Here is a 14,211-nt window from a genome sequence, read left to right on the forward strand (position 1 = left end):
CGCCTTTTTAGGTATAGTATTCGGAAGCTTTCAACTGATGAATTAGTTTTTTCATAAAGGCTTTTTTGATATGGGGGAGCTCTGCTTCCTCATATTTATAAAAGCCTTCACCGGTTTTAACGCCAAGTTTGCCTTCGGCTACTTTTTGCTTCAAGAGGCCGTTGGCCTCCTGGCGGCTATCCATTTCTTTCAGCAGGTTATCACCCACAACACACCAGATATCCAGTCCGCCAAAATCGGCGACTTCCAGCTGGCCGGTGGTAGCATAGCGGAAAGCCGGACCGAACTTGAGGGCCTTGTCAATATCGGCCGGTTCCGCGACACCCATCTCAATGAGCGAGAAGACTTCGCGGGCAACCCCTTGCTGAATCCGGTTGGCTACCAATCCCGGGACATCTTTCAATACTTTCACAGTTTGTTTTTTTATGGCAATGTGTAATTGCTCAATTTCGGTGTAGACTGCCATTGGCATATTGCCGAAGCAGGACAGTTCGACAATGGGCATAAGGTGAGCGGGGTTATACCAATGACAGACAAGCATACGCTGTTTGCGCTTGGCGGATACCGCGGCCATCATACTGTCCAGTTTAAGGCTGGATGTATTGCTGGCTAAAATAGTGTGACAAGGGCATAACTCATCCAATTCTTTGAATAATTTTTGTTTGAGGTCCAGGATTTCCGGTGTGGCTTCAATTACATAATCCCGGTCCTGCACGGCTTGTTTCAGGTCGCTGCAAAGCCTGATCCTGGCAAGAACCGGCTGAATTTCCTCAGTTTTAATGAAGTTTTCCTCCGCCAGGAGGGCGAGTTCAGCGGTAATTTCTGCGAGTGCTTTTTGCAGTTGGTTTGCGTAGGCGTCATACAGGGTGACATCATAGCCATAGAGGGCAAAGGATAAGGCTATGCCATGGCCCATGGTGCCTGCGCCGATAACACCAATATTGTTAATCATAATGTAATCTCCTGTTTATCTCTTTTTTAGGCCTAAGATTTCTCTTGCCTCCGCCGGCGTGGCTACTGAACGGTTGGCTTCCTTGACTACTCTGACGGAGCGGGCCACAAACTCGGCGTTGGATTTTGCCAGTTGATTCTTGGCATAGTAGACGTTGTCTTCCATGCCGACACGGACATGTCCGCCCATCGCGATGGCGGCAAACATAATAGGCACGTGACCGTTGCCGATACCTAATGCCGACCAGGTAGCCCCCTGGGGCAGCAAGCTTTTCAGATATACTAAATTCTCGATGGTGGCTGCCGTACCGCCGGCGGCTCCCAGGACAAACTGATAGTGCGGCGGCTGCTCGATAACGCCCTTCTTCATGTAATAAAGAGAATTGTAGATCATGCCGGCGTCAAAAATTTCAATTTCCGGCTTTACACCATTTTCAATCATGGTTTTGCCGAGCTTTTCCAGAAACTGTGGCGGATTAAGAAACAGACTGTTGTGCATCCAGTTCATTGAACCGGCGTCATAAGAAGCCATTTCCGGCTTAAGTTCAATTAAGTGCGCCATTCTGGTCTCATCGGTGGCATGTAAGTCGCCGGAGGTTGTCAGGTTGAGCACAATATCGCATTTGCTTCTGATTAATTCGACTGTTTCCCGGAACTTTTCTTTGCACATGGTGCCTTTGCCTTCATCGTCCCGCATGTGCAAGTGAGCGACAGCCGCGCCGGCCTGCCAGCACTGGAATACATCCTCAGCGATTTCTTGCGGGGTTAGCGGGATATTGGGGTTATGCTCCTTTGTGGGCCAAGCGCCTGTTGTTGCTACGGTAATAATTGTTTTTTCCATAATCATTCACCTCGTCGTTTTTTTTAGATTCGTTCTACAATGGTGGCAATTCCCTGACCGCCGCCGATGCACAGTGTGGCCAGGCCGCGTTTGGCTTGACGCTGTTCAAGGGCATGGAGGAGAGATACAAGAATCCGGGCGCCGCTGGCGCCAATCGGATGACCTAAGGCGATTGCACCGCCGTTGACGTTGGTTTTCTCTTTGGGAAGCCCCAATTCTTTGCCAACGGCCAGGAATTGAGCAGCGAAGGCTTCATTTGCCTCGAACAAGTCGATATCAGCAATGGTAAGACCTGCTTTGGCGAGGGCGTTTTGCACCGCAGGCACCGGGCCTATGCCCATGACGGACGGATCTACTCCGCCTGAGCCGTAGCCGATGATGCGCGCCAGCGGTTTTAGTCCCAGGGCTTTGGCTTTTTCTCCTGACATAACAACAAGTACTGCGGCGCCGTCATTAATGCCGGAAGCATTGCCGGCAGTCACCGTACCGTCTTTTTTGAAAGCCGGCCGCAATTTTGCGAGTGTATCAACGGTTGTATCCCGTTTGGGAAATTCATCGGTGTCGATGACGGTATCGCCTTTTTTGCCTTTGATTGTTACCGGAATAATTTCCGCTTTAAATGCACCGCTGTCGATCGCCTTTACGGCCTTTGCCTGTGACTCGGCAGCCAGCTGATCCTGCTGTTCTCTGGTAATACCGTATTTTTCCGCTACATTTTCGGCGGTAATACCCATATGGTAGTCGTTAAATGCGCACCACAAACCATCCTGAATCATGACATCAATCACCTTGCTGTTACCCATGCGGTATCCCCAGCGGGCTTTGCTGTCGAGAACATAAGGGGCATTGGTCATGCTTTCCATACCGCCGGCCACAATGACCTCCGCGTCGCCTGCCAAAATTGCCTGAGCAGCCAGATTAACAGCTTTTAGCCCGGAGCCGCAAACCTTATTTATGCTGTAAGCGGGTACTTCCACAGGCAGTCCGGCTTTGAGCGCGGCTTGTCTGGCTGGATTCTGCCCCAGACCGGCCTGGAGTACGTTGCCTAAAATAACTTCGTCAACCATACCCGGGGCAACATTGATTTTTTCCAGGGTGGCCTGGATGACCCTGCTGCCAAGGTCCTGGGCCGATAAGGGGGCAAGGCTGCCATTGAAACTGCCTATGGCTGTCCGCTGGGCGGCGGCGATAACAACTTCTTTCATTCTTAAACCTCCTGTTTTTTAGTTGCGCAGGCTTGTGCGCTGGTCGCCTGCAACTGACAGTTGTTAAGCGTTCAGCTAAAAATACATGCAATTTTTGTGCCAGAATAATCTGATAGACATGTGTTTACTTCCTGGCCAGGATTGGGTATTATTTGTTTAACGAAGTGAGAGAGGTCAGAAAACCAGTGTTTTTTGGGGGGAACTATGAGAAGTAACTGGAATACAAGCGAAACAATTCTAAAAGGTCTTATCAGCAAAATAGAGAAACAGCATTGGGATGTCTCGGCATACCGGGAAATTTCAACAGGTTTAAAGAAAGTGCTTGATGAGCTTACTGAGACGAAGGAGTTGGATTTCCGGGAGATCGGCGATCATCTGTATGACGGAATATATATTACTGACGGTCAGGGGAAAACGTTGTACGTCAATGAAGCTTATACCAGGATTACCGGGATTCGGCCGGAGGAAGTACTGGGTAAGTATGTTGATGAGCTTTTACAGGAAGGCGTTTATTTCAATGCGGTAACCCCGGAAGTCTTAAAACAAAAAAAACAAGTTAACGCTATGGGGGAAAGCTTAAGAAACGGAACGAAAATGCTGGTTACCGGCAGTCCGGTATTTGATGACGAAGGTAATGTAAAGAAGGTAGTTATAATTGACCGGGAAATTACGGATTTGCTGCAAATGAAGGCTAATCTGGAAGCGTCGCAAAAACAAATCAAAGCCGTAGAAAAGGATAAAATAAAAAGTGCTTTGGAGGTGGAACATCTACGAAAACTCCATTTTCAAAAGAAGCTGATCGGCAATAGCCTGGAAACCCGGCAGGTCATCAAGAGTATCGAGCAGGTGGCAAGCCTGGATGTTACGGTTTTGATTACGGGTGAAACCGGCGCAGGGAAAGAAGTAATAGCCGATGAAATTTATCAAAACAGCGTGAGAAAGAATGGTCCGTTTATTAAGGTTAATTGTGCAGCTATTCCGTCTAATCTGCTGGAAGCCGAGTTGTTCGGCTATGCCAAGGGAGCCTTTACCGGCGCTACCAGTACCGGGAAGACCGGTTTGTTTGAGCTCGCGGATAAAGGAACCATTATGCTTGATGAGATTGGCGATATGCCTATGGAGCTGCAATCCAAACTGCTCCGGGTTATCCAGCATAAGGAGGTAACCCGTATTGGCGGGGCGAAGCCGGTTAAACTGGATGTGAGAATTTTGTCGGCTACCAACTGTGACTTAAAAGAACTGGTAAAACAGGGCCGCTTCCGGGAAGATCTGTATTATCGCCTGAATGTGTTTCCTATCCATATTCCGCCGCTGCGCTCCCGCGTGGAAGACATCGAAATTTTAGCCCGCCATTTTATGGAGGTATATAATTCGAAATATAGTAAAAACGCGGTTATTGAACCTCTTGGCTTTGAAATGCTGCGCCAATACTCCTGGCCGGGGAATATCCGCGAGTTGCAGAATATTATCGAAAGGCTTGTTATCGTGTCTGAACCGGGCAGGGCAATCAGCAATGAACAGATCGGCAATTTGCTAAACATACATCCTTCCTATATGTCCGAACTGGTTATAGAGGAAATGGGACTTAAAGAGATTGTAAACAATATAGAAAAAAAGACTATTGAAAAGGCGCTAGCCTTGTGCGGCAGTACAAGAAAAGCGGCCAAGGTACTGAAAGTCGATCAGTCCACCATTGTGAAGAAGGCTAAGAGGCTGGGGATTGTTTTAAAAGATGAAAAAACGCATCAATAGTGATGCGTTTTTTCATCTTTTAAAAAGGATTGCCATTGCTATAAAAGTGTATTAATTTTCTTAAAAATGTGATGATAAATATCATCAACTGCTATTTCCGGGCTGAAAAATTACGCTGTTTTGCGACTTGGTCAAAAAAAGGCATACAAAGTGTGGTTGTTTATTTTTATCAGAAAGTTACGCTATAATAAAAAAATATCAAATTATCAATCAACTATTTTACCTTTTGGCACGGTTTTTGCTATTAATATTGCACAAGGCTGAATAGACAAACTTCAAACTTTAGTAACTGAGGGGGCAACAATGTCAAAAATAATCAACATAGAACAGGCTGTGGAAAAGGTGCAAGACTCCTTTGTAGTAATGATCGGCGGCTTTCTGGCCAACGGAACGCCGGAGAAACTGATTGACGCTCTGGTTAATAAGGAGTATAAGGAACTAACCGTCATAGCTAATGATACAGGCTACCCAGACCGGGGGATTGGCAAGCTCATCGTGAACCGGCAGGTAAAAAAGGCAATTGTTTCGCATGTTGGCACAAATCCTGAAACAGGCCGCCAGATGAATGCTAACGAAATGGAAGTGGAACTGTCGCCGCAAGGCACGTTGATTGAGCGGATTCGATCAGGTGGCGCCGGTTTGGGCGGAGTTCTCACAGCAACCGGTGTGGGGACCATCGTTGCCGAAGGCAAGCCGACTATCAGCATTGACGGCCAGAATTTTTTATTGGAAAAACCTTTGCGGGCCAATGTCGCTCTGGTAAAGGCCAACAAAGCCGATATGGAAGGAAACCTGGTATTTAGAAGGTCAACACGGAATTTTAATCCGGTCATCGCTACGGCAGCCGATGTTGTTATTGCGGAAGTCGACACCATTGTAGCCGCGGGTGAAATTGATCCTGACGAAGTGATGGTGCCGGGAATCTTCGTCGATTATATTGTTCAAGCTTAGCGGGAGACTGGAGGAAGGTTTATGGAGAATAGAGTGCTTATTGCCAGGCGGGTCGCCAAAGAGCTTAATGACGGCGATGTAGTGAATTTGGGCATCGGTATTCCTACGCTTGTTGCCAACTACATTTCTAATGATAAGAAAGTGATTCTGCATTCTGAAAATGGTTTTGTCGGTCTCGGACCTGCAGGGGAAACAATTGATCCTGATCTGACGAATGCCGGTGGTCAGCCGGCAGGAATAGTACAGGGCGGCGCAACCTTTGACAGCTCGATGTCTTTTACCATTGTTCGCGGCGGACATCTTGACGCCACGGTCTTGGGTGCTTTGCAGGTTGACCAGGAGGGCAATTTGGCCAACTGGACAGTTCCTGGTAAAATTGTACCTGGTATGGGTGGAGCTATGGATCTTGTGGTTGGCGCCAAACGGGTAATTGTTGCTATGGAACATGTCGGCAAAGGCGGCGTCGCCAAAATATTGAAGAAATGTACCCTGCCGTTAACTGCAGCCGGCGCTGTCGATATGATTGTAACCGACTATTGTGTTTTCAAATTAACTCCGCAGGGAATGGTTTTAACGGAGACCGCACCCGGGGTAAGTCTCAAAACCATCAAGGAAGCTACCGAAGCAGAGTACAGTATTTCTGTTGAGCTGAAGGAAATGGAAGTGTAGTGTGATACCGGCATCTAAGGTAGATGGAGACGTTATTATAAAAACGGAGGGATTTATCATGAAAAAGGTTGAATTAGCCAATGTTAAACCCTATCTTGCGCCCAAACATTTTGACATGCGATCCATGAAGCTGCAAGGTACAGAAGAAACGGGCGCCACGAAATTCTGGATGGGGATGTCGTATTTCTTGCCTGGCGGCGGTGCGGAGTACGCTTATGAAGATTCGCCAACAGAAAAAATCTATTTTATTATCGACGGTGAAATCACCGTAAAGTCCAAGACGGAGACATTTGTTCTCAAGAAGAATGACTCTTTGTTTATTGGACCAAACGAAGGCAGGGAAATGATAAACGAAACCAATGAGATAGCCACCGTTTTAGTCGTTATTAGCTATTAATAAGGTTAGCGGGCATAACGCTATGAAAGGGAGAATAGCATGATTGACAAACAATTCGTCAACAAATTGTTCGATGTAAAAGGGAAAATAGCAGTGATTACAGGCGCAACCGGATCTTTAGGCCGGGCTGTTGCTTTTGGCTACGGTCTGGCAGGAATGAAAGTCTTTGTTACCGGGCGCAGCGATGACAAGTGCAAAGCTTTGTGCGCCGGGTTGGAAGCGCAGGGAATTGAGTGCGGTTACGCCACCGGCGATCCGGCCGTAGAGGCTGACGTTATCAGGATTGTCAAGGAGGCCGTCGCCAGATTCGGGGAAATCAATGTCTTGGTCACCGCCGCAGGCTACAATCACGCCCAGCCCATTCTCGAGCAGGATTTAGCGGAATGGCAAAAAATTATGTCTTCTGATGTACAGGGAACCTGGCTGTTCTGCAAATATACCGGCCAGCAAATGGTTGAGCAAGGCAAAGGCGGAAAACTAATTCTGGTGTCCTCAGCCCGTTCCAAAAATGGCATGGCCGGCTATACCGGCTATTGCACGGCCAAAGCCGGCATTGACCTTATGGCACAGTCGCTGGCTTGCGAATGGAGCGAAAAATACAAAATTAATGTGAATACAATTAACCCGACTGTATTCCGTTCCGATTTAACGGAGTGGATGTTTGACCCGGAAAGCGCCGTTTATAAAAACTTCTTAAAACGTCTGCCAATTGGGCGTCTGGGTGAGCCGGAGGATTTTATCGGACCTTGCATTTTCCTGGCTTCCAGCGCCAGTGATTTTATGACTGGGGCAAATGTCGCCGTTGAAGGCGGTTATTGGGCTTGTTAATAAACAAAATAAATTAAAAGAGAATCTGGGAGGTTTTATTATTATGGGTAAGAAAATATTTGTTGATCTGACACACCCCTTCAGCGCAGAAATTCCCCGCTGGCCTTATTTTGAAAAACCGGTAATCGATAATGCACATACTATGGCCAAGGGCGGCGTTCTGACGCAGAAGATCACCTGCACTATGCACACCGGTACGCACTGCGACGCTCCCCGTCACGTTATGGAGGTAGAATTCGACGGCAGAAGAGCCCGTTACACTCATGAGATGCCTGTTGATGCATACACCGGCGACGCCGTTTGCCTCCCCATCGAGATTGAGCGCTGGGGTCTGATTGGACCCAAGCATCTTGAAGCCGCCTGTGAAAAAGTAGGTATCAAGCCGAGCGAGCTGGAAGGCATGATTGTCTGCCTGAACACCGGTATGCATCGCAAGTTCGATGACTCCAAGGAGTATTATCATTACTCCTCTGGTACCGGCATCGATGCCGGCAAGTGGTTTGTGGAGCACAAGGTTAAGTGCGTTGCTATGGATAGCCAGGCTCTGGACCATCCTCTCCACACCGCAATGGGCAACAACGGCATGACCCGTATGAACCTCTTAGGCGCTTCCGGCAAACCTATCACCGAAGAGTATATCGAACAGTTCGGTATTGAAGCATATGCCGAGTTTGATAAAGAAACTTATATCAAAGTTCATGGTAAAGAAGCCTACGATAAAAAATTCGGCAAGCTGGAAGCTATCGGCTGCTGGGGCACCTGGGAGCCCTGCCATAAGTACATGCTGGGGCACGGCGTCGTCGGTGTTGAAAATCTTGGCGGCGATCTGGATAAGGTTGCTGGTAAGCGCTTCAGATTCTACTGCTTCCCGCTGCGCTGGTACCTGGGCGATGGCTCCATGGCACGCTGCGTTGCCGAAATCGATGAAGATGATCTGAATCCGGTTCCGGACAGAGTGTATCCGTATGGCGGATTCTAAATAAGTAGCAGACGAACCGGCCAATACGGTTCGTCAACCAAGCTCGTTAAGCATAAGTCAGGTGCAGCAGCATATGATTCTTACCGGTATTGCGGCTGCACCTGTTTTGTGTGCCCTTCATTCTGAAAATTCACAAAAGCCTGCCTTCCTCAGGTTTTAACTGCTACAAACTTAGCATACTCCCAAAAGCTGAAAAACCAGGATCTCCTCTTTAAACCTGAATGAAATACAAAAATAGCAGGAGGATATATGAAAAATTTAAAACTGACAAAATTTAATGTTTTTACAATGCTGTTGATACCGTTTGTCTGGATATATGAACTCTCTGTAGTTGCGCCTATTTTAGGTTCGGTGGCAGCAGCGTTTCCCGGTGCTTCAACTTTCGAATTGCAGCTAATTGTTATCATGCCGTTTTTTACATCAATTCCAATGAGTGTCATTGCCGGCAAACTGGCGAAAAAATATGATAAAAAGAATCTGATACTCTTAGGTCTGTTCATTTATGGCGTCGCCGGCATAGTGCCGTTTTGGGCGCAAACTATGAATCAGATTTTGATCTCCCGCTTGATTACCGGTATTGGAGTTGGACTTGTACTGCCTTTGCCGAATGCAATGATTGCCGAATATTTTACAGGTACCGAAAGGCAAAGGATGCTTGGCTTAGCTACCAGTGTGGCCAACATTGCCAATGTACTTGATAGTATTGCCGTGGGTTTCATTTTACTGCTTGGCTGGAACTATCCGTTCTTATGTTTTGCCGTTTGTCTTGTCATCATGGTGGTTGCCATGTTTGGCCTGCCAAAATCTCCCCCCAGTGCGCAGCACGTGGCAGCAGCCGATCAGCATTTACCAAGTAAAAATATCCCCAAGATTGTATATGCCTTAGTTGCTTTCATGACGGTTAACTGGATATTTTTTGCCTTTAATATTGAAAACATGGCCTTGTTTATGACTACGGAAAATATCGGCTTGCCCTGGATGATTGGCATAGCAATCTGCCTGCCGGGAGGCGCCAGCATTATATCCGGCGCCATTTTCCCTGAATTCTACAAGAAAACAAAAGAATATATCGTTTCCATATCCGCAGCCATTTTTGCCGCCGGCTACGTAGTCATGGCTTTTACGCATTCCTTTGAAACGCAATCTATCGCCAACCTTTTGATTGGCTTTGGCTCTGGCATGCTTGCACCTTACATTTTGAACTTAACATCACAGAGAGTGGAACAGGCCCACAGGGATGCAGCATATGGGTTCGTAACCAGCGGTATTCATATCGGATTCTTACTGGCGCCATTTGTTCAGCTTATTATACAAACGACTACAGGCATTACATCATACCGGTTCTTATGTGAAGTGTCAGCCGGCATATTGATTGTTTTCGCAATCGTGGCTTTCTACGCAGCAATGAAAAAATCAAATCAAACAGCGGAAGAACCGACGGAAGTCGCTTAGCCCGAACAATCGCTTCGACCCGAAACCGGTGTTACCAGCCGGGCTGAGGGAACTCCGGTGAAGCACTAATATCAAGCTTGGAAAATGAATGCGCTCCTTTGGCTGCAATAGTATGTTTGCTAGCAAAGGAGCACATTTTTTACTGTCGTACAAGTAGTATTTTGATTACTTAGCTGGCTGTTGATCCCATTCAACCGGAATTATTGGCTTACTTCGCAATCCGGTTCATGTTTTAGGGATAATTGGCTATTGACGGGTAATAAGCCGGACAAGCCGTTCGTAAAATAAATATTCCCAAACCCATTTCGTGCATACAACAAAACGGTTGCGAAAATCAACCAGCCGTAAAATGTGCACAAATAACCAGATTACCCAGGCGATAAAGCCGTCCAGTTTTAGTTTGCCCATACTTACCACTGCGGCATTTCTGCCGATGGTGGCCATGCTGCCCACATCTTTGTACGTGAATTCCTGCAACTCCCTGTTGGCAAGGAGGCTTGCTATATTTTTGCTCGCAGTGTCCGCCTGTTGAATGGCTACGGGGGCAACCATGGGTAAAGGTCTGGCATCCTGCTGAAAATGGACAGCATCGCCGATGGCAAACACTTCGGGATAATCAGGTATCTGCAGATGTTCATTAACTATGATCCGTCCCGCTGAATCATGCTGGCAGCTAAGCTGAGCCGCCAGGGAAGACGCCTTTACGCCTGCAGCCCATATTACCGTCTGGGTCGGGATGATTTCGCCCCCTTTGAGAGTAAGGCGTTGCCCATCGTACTCAGTAACTTGTACACAAAGACGGACTTCAATATGTTTGCGGATTAGTTTTTCAATTGTTGCCTCGCGTAGTTCCTCCGGCATTGCGGCCAGTACTTTGTCAGAGGCTTCCACAAGCACGATGCGCACTTCTTTGAAATTAAGAGTATGGTATTCCTTAGCCATCACAAGATAAATTAATTCTGAAAGGGCCCCGGCAGACTCCACGCCGGTCGGTCCGCCGCCGACGACAATAAACGTTAATAATGCGCGCCGCCTGGCAGGGTCAGTTTCATAAGAGGCCAGTTCAAATTTATGCAGTATATGGTTTCTCAGGTTTACTGCTTCATCAAGCGTTTTTAAACCAAAGCTGTTTTCCTCAATGGAGTCCAGGCCGAAGAAATTGGTTGTTCCCCCGGGAGCCAATATCAGATAATCGTAGCTGAGTTCGTTAGTATCAATAAATACAGTCTTGGCAGCAAAGTCCACTTTAGTAACTTCGCCCATCCGGAACAGAATGCTTTTCTGGTTTTTGATCATTGCCCGCACGGGATAGGCAATATCGTCGATCGACAAAGTCGCTGTTGAAACCTGATATAGTAATGGTTGGAATAAGTGATAGTTATGTTTATCAATGAGTGTAATCCGAACGTCTGATTTGCTTAATTTGCGTGCTGCCCGAATACCGCCAAAACCTGCGCCGATGATAATGATGTGTGGTTTTTGCTCTTTCATATCCATTGCTCCTCTTCCTGCTCCGATGATATTATGTATTACTATAAGGCAATAAGGCGTTAAGGTGAAATAACTATTTACTATTGTACAATAAACTGAAACTATAGTTATGGCTCATCATTTAATTATTTTGACCGTTTTTTCGTAAAACACGGGGACAGGGACCTTGTTTTTTTCGCTCGCGCTGCCAATCCGGTCGCACTGCATAACGCTGCCGCTCCGCCAACATACTAATATTACTACAAACTTGGGGGCGTCAACAATGGAGGATAGACTATATCGAGGTTTTGTGGCGGGAACTATCGGCGGGGTTGTCGCAACTGCACTAAGCCATCTTTCCTATTCCTTGGGATTTACTACACTGCGGCTGCCGGATTGGGCGGCAATTCTTATCTTTGGTCATGTGCCTCCGTTCAGTACAGGCGAGCACTTGTTTTCAGTATTCATTCATATTGGCTGGTGCGGCGCTGTCGGCTCCCTGTTTGCTTATTTCCTGGTTTTGGTCACCAGCCGCAAGCTTATTTTTAAGGCTTGGATGCTGGGTACTACGCCATACTTTGTAATCTATTTACTAACTGCACTGTTTCAAACTCCCGGAACTATCCCGGCCCCGCTTAACACGGCGCTTTCGAATTATATTACCTCGTCAATATTCAGTATCGTCATGGGCTATAGCTTCAAAGTTCTGGATCAAGCAACCGTGCAGCAGCGCAGTCCCCTGGAGCTCTTAGCTCAGCCGGCGGCCAAACGCACCGGTGAAGATGAAAGTCAGTACCGTCCGGACAATGACGATTGAGAGGGAAACAGTAAAAACACGGGGACAGGGACAGTGTTTCTCAGACGTATTCACCTGACACGCAGGCACGGGCATAGTTGCCTTCAGCGCACGGTTTTAAAATTATATCTTGACGCATAGTAGTAATATTATTATAATTTTCTATAATAAAGTGGCTAAATATCTTCGAATGGTGGACAAAAACGATTGCGGGGCGCTACAGCCAGTTCCTGGGGCAACTGCAGGGCATTGACAGCGCTGGTGCAAGGTAGCACCCTGATTAATAACTATAAACAGAGCTGAGATATGATTTTTGCATCCGGGTTAATACCGGATTTTTTGTTTTTTGTTTTCCATTCCTGATTTTACCAGTAGCGCAACGTCAAGATTTTTTATACCTATAGCTATAGGGCTAATATCCTTAGGCGAATTCGGAGGTTACTGATGCTTCCTGTTAATCAATATATGCGGACCCGAATCTGGTCGCTGACCTGGCCGGTTATTCTCGATATGTCAGGACAGATGCTGGCCGGGACACTGGTGACTGCAATGGTGGGGCATCTGGGGGCTGTCAGCCTGGCAGCCGTCAGTCTGGCTCTTATGATGCAAATAGCGGCAACGTTAACATTTGCTGCTGCCGGTACCGGAGCTGCGGCTATCATATCACGCGAAGCGGGAGCCTGCAACTATCAGGCGGTGCGGAGTATAGCCGGCCAGGCGGTCATGCTTGCGGCCATACTGGGAACAATTCTTGCCGCTTGTGGTTATGCATCGGCAGCAGCAATCTTTACCGTATTGGATGCAGATGCCGCGGTTGCCGGCCTAGCCAGCGATCTTCTGAGAATGATGTTCCTGTTTACGCCGGTACTGCTGATTATGGCTGTCAGTAATTTTATTTTACGGGCAGTGGGGCGAACCATTGATTCTTTCTGGGTCAGTATGCTTAATAACGGGACTAATATTGTTGTAAGCTATTTTCTGATTAATGGAATTGGCCTGCCGCGCCTGGAAGCATTCGGGGCGGCGTGGGGAACTGTTTTGGGGCAGACACTGGGCGGAACGCTGGCTGTTATCATGCTGATGCGAACTCCGCTGGTCGATTTACGATTTTCTGATATATTTACATTCCGTCAGGACCAGGTTAAACGCATATTGCGGGTGAGCATACCGGCTGCGCTCGAACAGGCTGCCATGCAAGGCGGCCGGATTGTTTTCACCTTTTTGCTGGTAGGAGTAGGCACTGTTCAATTCGCCGCCCATCAAATAGCTATGCAAGTCGAATCAATTTCTTTTTTGCCAGGGTTCGGCTTTTCTGTGGCCGCGATGACCCTGGTAGGAATTTCGCTCGGTCAGGGCTTACCGCACCGCGCCGCCCGGTTTGTTAAGCTGACCCGTTCGATTGGCTTTTGCCTTATGAGCCTCATGGGGGCAATATTTTTCTTTTTTTCTGAGCAATTGACGGCTTTGTTTATAAAAGATCCGGAAGTCCTCTACTGGGGTTCGTTGTGTGTAAAAATAGCGGCAGTGGAACAGCCGACCCTTGCTCTAAACTATGTCATGGGCGGGGCGCTGCGCGGGGCAGGCGATACTAAGTGGCCGATGTATGTGACGACAGTAGGCATCTGGCTGGTTCGTCTGCCGCTGATCTATTTATGTATCACCATTTGGAAGCTGCCCATTACAGTGGCCTGGTGGATAACCGCGGCCGATTTCCTCGTCCGGAGCGCAATAATGTGGTGGCGGTTTGAAACCGGCAGATGGAATAAGGCTATATAACAACTCCTCATACACCAAGCCGGTTGTTTTATTTTAAGGACTAATATTGCTAAAGCACGGTGAGTTTAACAATGCATACAGATACTACCTTGTATTAATCAACCTGCCAGCAAAATAATAGTAGTAGGCTATCTAAAGCTTTTC

Annotated in this window: 13 protein-coding genes; 9 read left to right on the plus strand and 4 right to left on the minus strand. The window is 47.4% G+C overall.

Annotated elements, in window-relative coordinates; translation table 11 throughout:
* Positions 1 to 7 precede the first annotated feature (7 nt).
* From SATMO3_RS04050 to SATMO3_RS04060, 3 genes are read right to left on the minus strand one after another with little or no spacing between them, the layout of a single operon-like run.
* Positions 8 to 952 (minus strand): 3-hydroxyacyl-CoA dehydrogenase family protein, encoded by a 945-nt coding sequence (locus SATMO3_RS04050; RefSeq protein WP_371377840.1) that lies wholly within the window; start codon positions 950 to 952, stop codon positions 8 to 10.
* Positions 953 to 967: 15 nt separating this feature from the next.
* Positions 968 to 1,792 (minus strand): 3-keto-5-aminohexanoate cleavage protein, encoded by an 825-nt coding sequence (locus SATMO3_RS04055; RefSeq protein ID WP_371377843.1) that lies wholly within the window; start codon positions 1,790 to 1,792, stop codon positions 968 to 970.
* Positions 1,793 to 1,815: 23 nt separating this feature from the next.
* Positions 1,816 to 2,997: an acetyl-CoA C-acetyltransferase gene (locus tag SATMO3_RS04060; RefSeq protein WP_371377845.1), complete on the minus strand. Its 1,182-nt coding sequence runs from the start codon at positions 2,995 to 2,997 to the stop codon at positions 1,816 to 1,818.
* Positions 2,998 to 3,201: 204 nt separating this feature from the next.
* On the opposite strand from SATMO3_RS04060, the gene SATMO3_RS04065 reads away from it, so the two are divergent.
* The 7 genes from SATMO3_RS04065 (at position 3,202) to SATMO3_RS04095 (ending at position 10,025) form a co-directional block, all read left to right on the plus strand.
* Positions 3,202 to 4,749 carry a sigma-54 interaction domain-containing protein gene (locus SATMO3_RS04065; RefSeq protein WP_371377848.1) on the plus strand — a complete coding sequence of 516 codons (1,548 nt, stop codon included), beginning with the start codon at positions 3,202 to 3,204 and terminating at the stop codon, positions 4,747 to 4,749.
* 303 nt (positions 4,750 to 5,052) lie between these two features.
* A complete protein-coding gene (locus tag SATMO3_RS04070) occupies positions 5,053 to 5,700 on the plus strand; it encodes a CoA transferase subunit A (protein WP_371377851.1) in 648 nt (215 codons plus the stop codon).
* A 21-nt stretch (positions 5,701 to 5,721) separates the two neighbouring features.
* Positions 5,722 to 6,369 carry a 3-oxoacid CoA-transferase subunit B gene (locus SATMO3_RS04075; protein WP_371377854.1) on the plus strand — a complete coding sequence of 216 codons (648 nt, stop codon included), beginning with the start codon at positions 5,722 to 5,724 and terminating at the stop codon, positions 6,367 to 6,369.
* Positions 6,370 to 6,427: 58 nt separating this feature from the next.
* Positions 6,428 to 6,766 (plus strand): cupin domain-containing protein, encoded by a 339-nt coding sequence (locus SATMO3_RS04080; RefSeq protein ID WP_371377857.1) that lies wholly within the window; start codon positions 6,428 to 6,430, stop codon positions 6,764 to 6,766.
* A gap of 39 nt (positions 6,767 to 6,805) precedes the next feature.
* Positions 6,806 to 7,594: an SDR family NAD(P)-dependent oxidoreductase gene (locus tag SATMO3_RS04085; RefSeq protein WP_371377860.1), complete on the plus strand. Its 789-nt coding sequence runs from the start codon at positions 6,806 to 6,808 to the stop codon at positions 7,592 to 7,594.
* 43 nt (positions 7,595 to 7,637) lie between these two features.
* Positions 7,638 to 8,573, plus strand: coding sequence for a cyclase family protein (locus tag SATMO3_RS04090; RefSeq protein ID WP_371377863.1), 936 nt, complete (start codon positions 7,638 to 7,640; stop codon positions 8,571 to 8,573).
* A 249-nt stretch (positions 8,574 to 8,822) separates the two neighbouring features.
* Positions 8,823 to 10,025: an MFS transporter gene (locus tag SATMO3_RS04095; protein ID WP_371377866.1), complete on the plus strand. Its 1,203-nt coding sequence runs from the start codon at positions 8,823 to 8,825 to the stop codon at positions 10,023 to 10,025.
* Between the two features lie 246 nt (positions 10,026 to 10,271).
* Here the strand turns inward: SATMO3_RS04095 and SATMO3_RS04100 are convergent, their stop codons facing one another.
* Positions 10,272 to 11,516, minus strand: a complete 1,245-nt coding sequence (locus SATMO3_RS04100) for an NAD(P)/FAD-dependent oxidoreductase (RefSeq protein WP_371377868.1) — start codon at positions 11,514 to 11,516, stop codon at positions 10,272 to 10,274.
* A gap of 262 nt (positions 11,517 to 11,778) precedes the next feature.
* On the opposite strand from SATMO3_RS04100, the gene SATMO3_RS04105 reads away from it, so the two are divergent.
* Positions 11,779 to 12,312: a hypothetical protein gene (locus tag SATMO3_RS04105; RefSeq protein ID WP_371377871.1), complete on the plus strand. Its 534-nt coding sequence runs from the start codon at positions 11,779 to 11,781 to the stop codon at positions 12,310 to 12,312.
* Between the two features lie 423 nt (positions 12,313 to 12,735).
* Positions 12,736 to 14,067, plus strand: coding sequence for an MATE family efflux transporter (locus tag SATMO3_RS04110; RefSeq protein ID WP_371377873.1), 1,332 nt, complete (start codon positions 12,736 to 12,738; stop codon positions 14,065 to 14,067).
* The last annotated feature ends 144 nt before the right edge of the window (positions 14,068 to 14,211 follow it).

The organism is Sporomusa aerivorans, from assembly GCF_041428895.1.
GTDB classification, from domain to species: Bacteria; Bacillota; Negativicutes; order Sporomusales; family Sporomusaceae; genus Sporomusa; species Sporomusa aerivorans.

What these genes read in the sequence shown, in the direction of transcription:
- SATMO3_RS04050 (WP_371377840.1), bottom strand. Translation starts at nt 952, where the DNA reads ATGATTAACAATATTGGTGTTATCGGCGCAGGCACCATGGGCCATGGC.
- SATMO3_RS04055 (WP_371377843.1), bottom strand. Translation starts at nt 1,792, where the DNA reads ATGGAAAAAACAATTATTACCGTAGCAACAACAGGCGCTTGGCCCACA.
- SATMO3_RS04060 (WP_371377845.1), bottom strand. Translation starts at nt 2,997, where the DNA reads ATGAAAGAAGTTGTTATCGCCGCCGCCCAGCGGACAGCCATAGGCAGT.
- SATMO3_RS04065 (WP_371377848.1), top strand. Translation starts at nt 3,202, where the DNA reads ATGAGAAGTAACTGGAATACAAGCGAAACAATTCTAAAAGGTCTTATC.
- SATMO3_RS04070 (WP_371377851.1), top strand. Translation starts at nt 5,053, where the DNA reads ATGTCAAAAATAATCAACATAGAACAGGCTGTGGAAAAGGTGCAAGAC.
- SATMO3_RS04075 (WP_371377854.1), top strand. Translation starts at nt 5,722, where the DNA reads ATGGAGAATAGAGTGCTTATTGCCAGGCGGGTCGCCAAAGAGCTTAAT.
- SATMO3_RS04080 (WP_371377857.1), top strand. Translation starts at nt 6,428, where the DNA reads ATGAAAAAGGTTGAATTAGCCAATGTTAAACCCTATCTTGCGCCCAAA.
- SATMO3_RS04085 (WP_371377860.1), top strand. Translation starts at nt 6,806, where the DNA reads ATGATTGACAAACAATTCGTCAACAAATTGTTCGATGTAAAAGGGAAA.
- SATMO3_RS04090 (WP_371377863.1), top strand. Translation starts at nt 7,638, where the DNA reads ATGGGTAAGAAAATATTTGTTGATCTGACACACCCCTTCAGCGCAGAA.
- SATMO3_RS04095 (WP_371377866.1), top strand. Translation starts at nt 8,823, where the DNA reads ATGAAAAATTTAAAACTGACAAAATTTAATGTTTTTACAATGCTGTTG.
- SATMO3_RS04100 (WP_371377868.1), bottom strand. Translation starts at nt 11,516, where the DNA reads ATGAAAGAGCAAAAACCACACATCATTATCATCGGCGCAGGTTTTGGC.
- SATMO3_RS04105 (WP_371377871.1), top strand. Translation starts at nt 11,779, where the DNA reads ATGGAGGATAGACTATATCGAGGTTTTGTGGCGGGAACTATCGGCGGG.
- SATMO3_RS04110 (WP_371377873.1), top strand. Translation starts at nt 12,736, where the DNA reads ATGCTTCCTGTTAATCAATATATGCGGACCCGAATCTGGTCGCTGACC.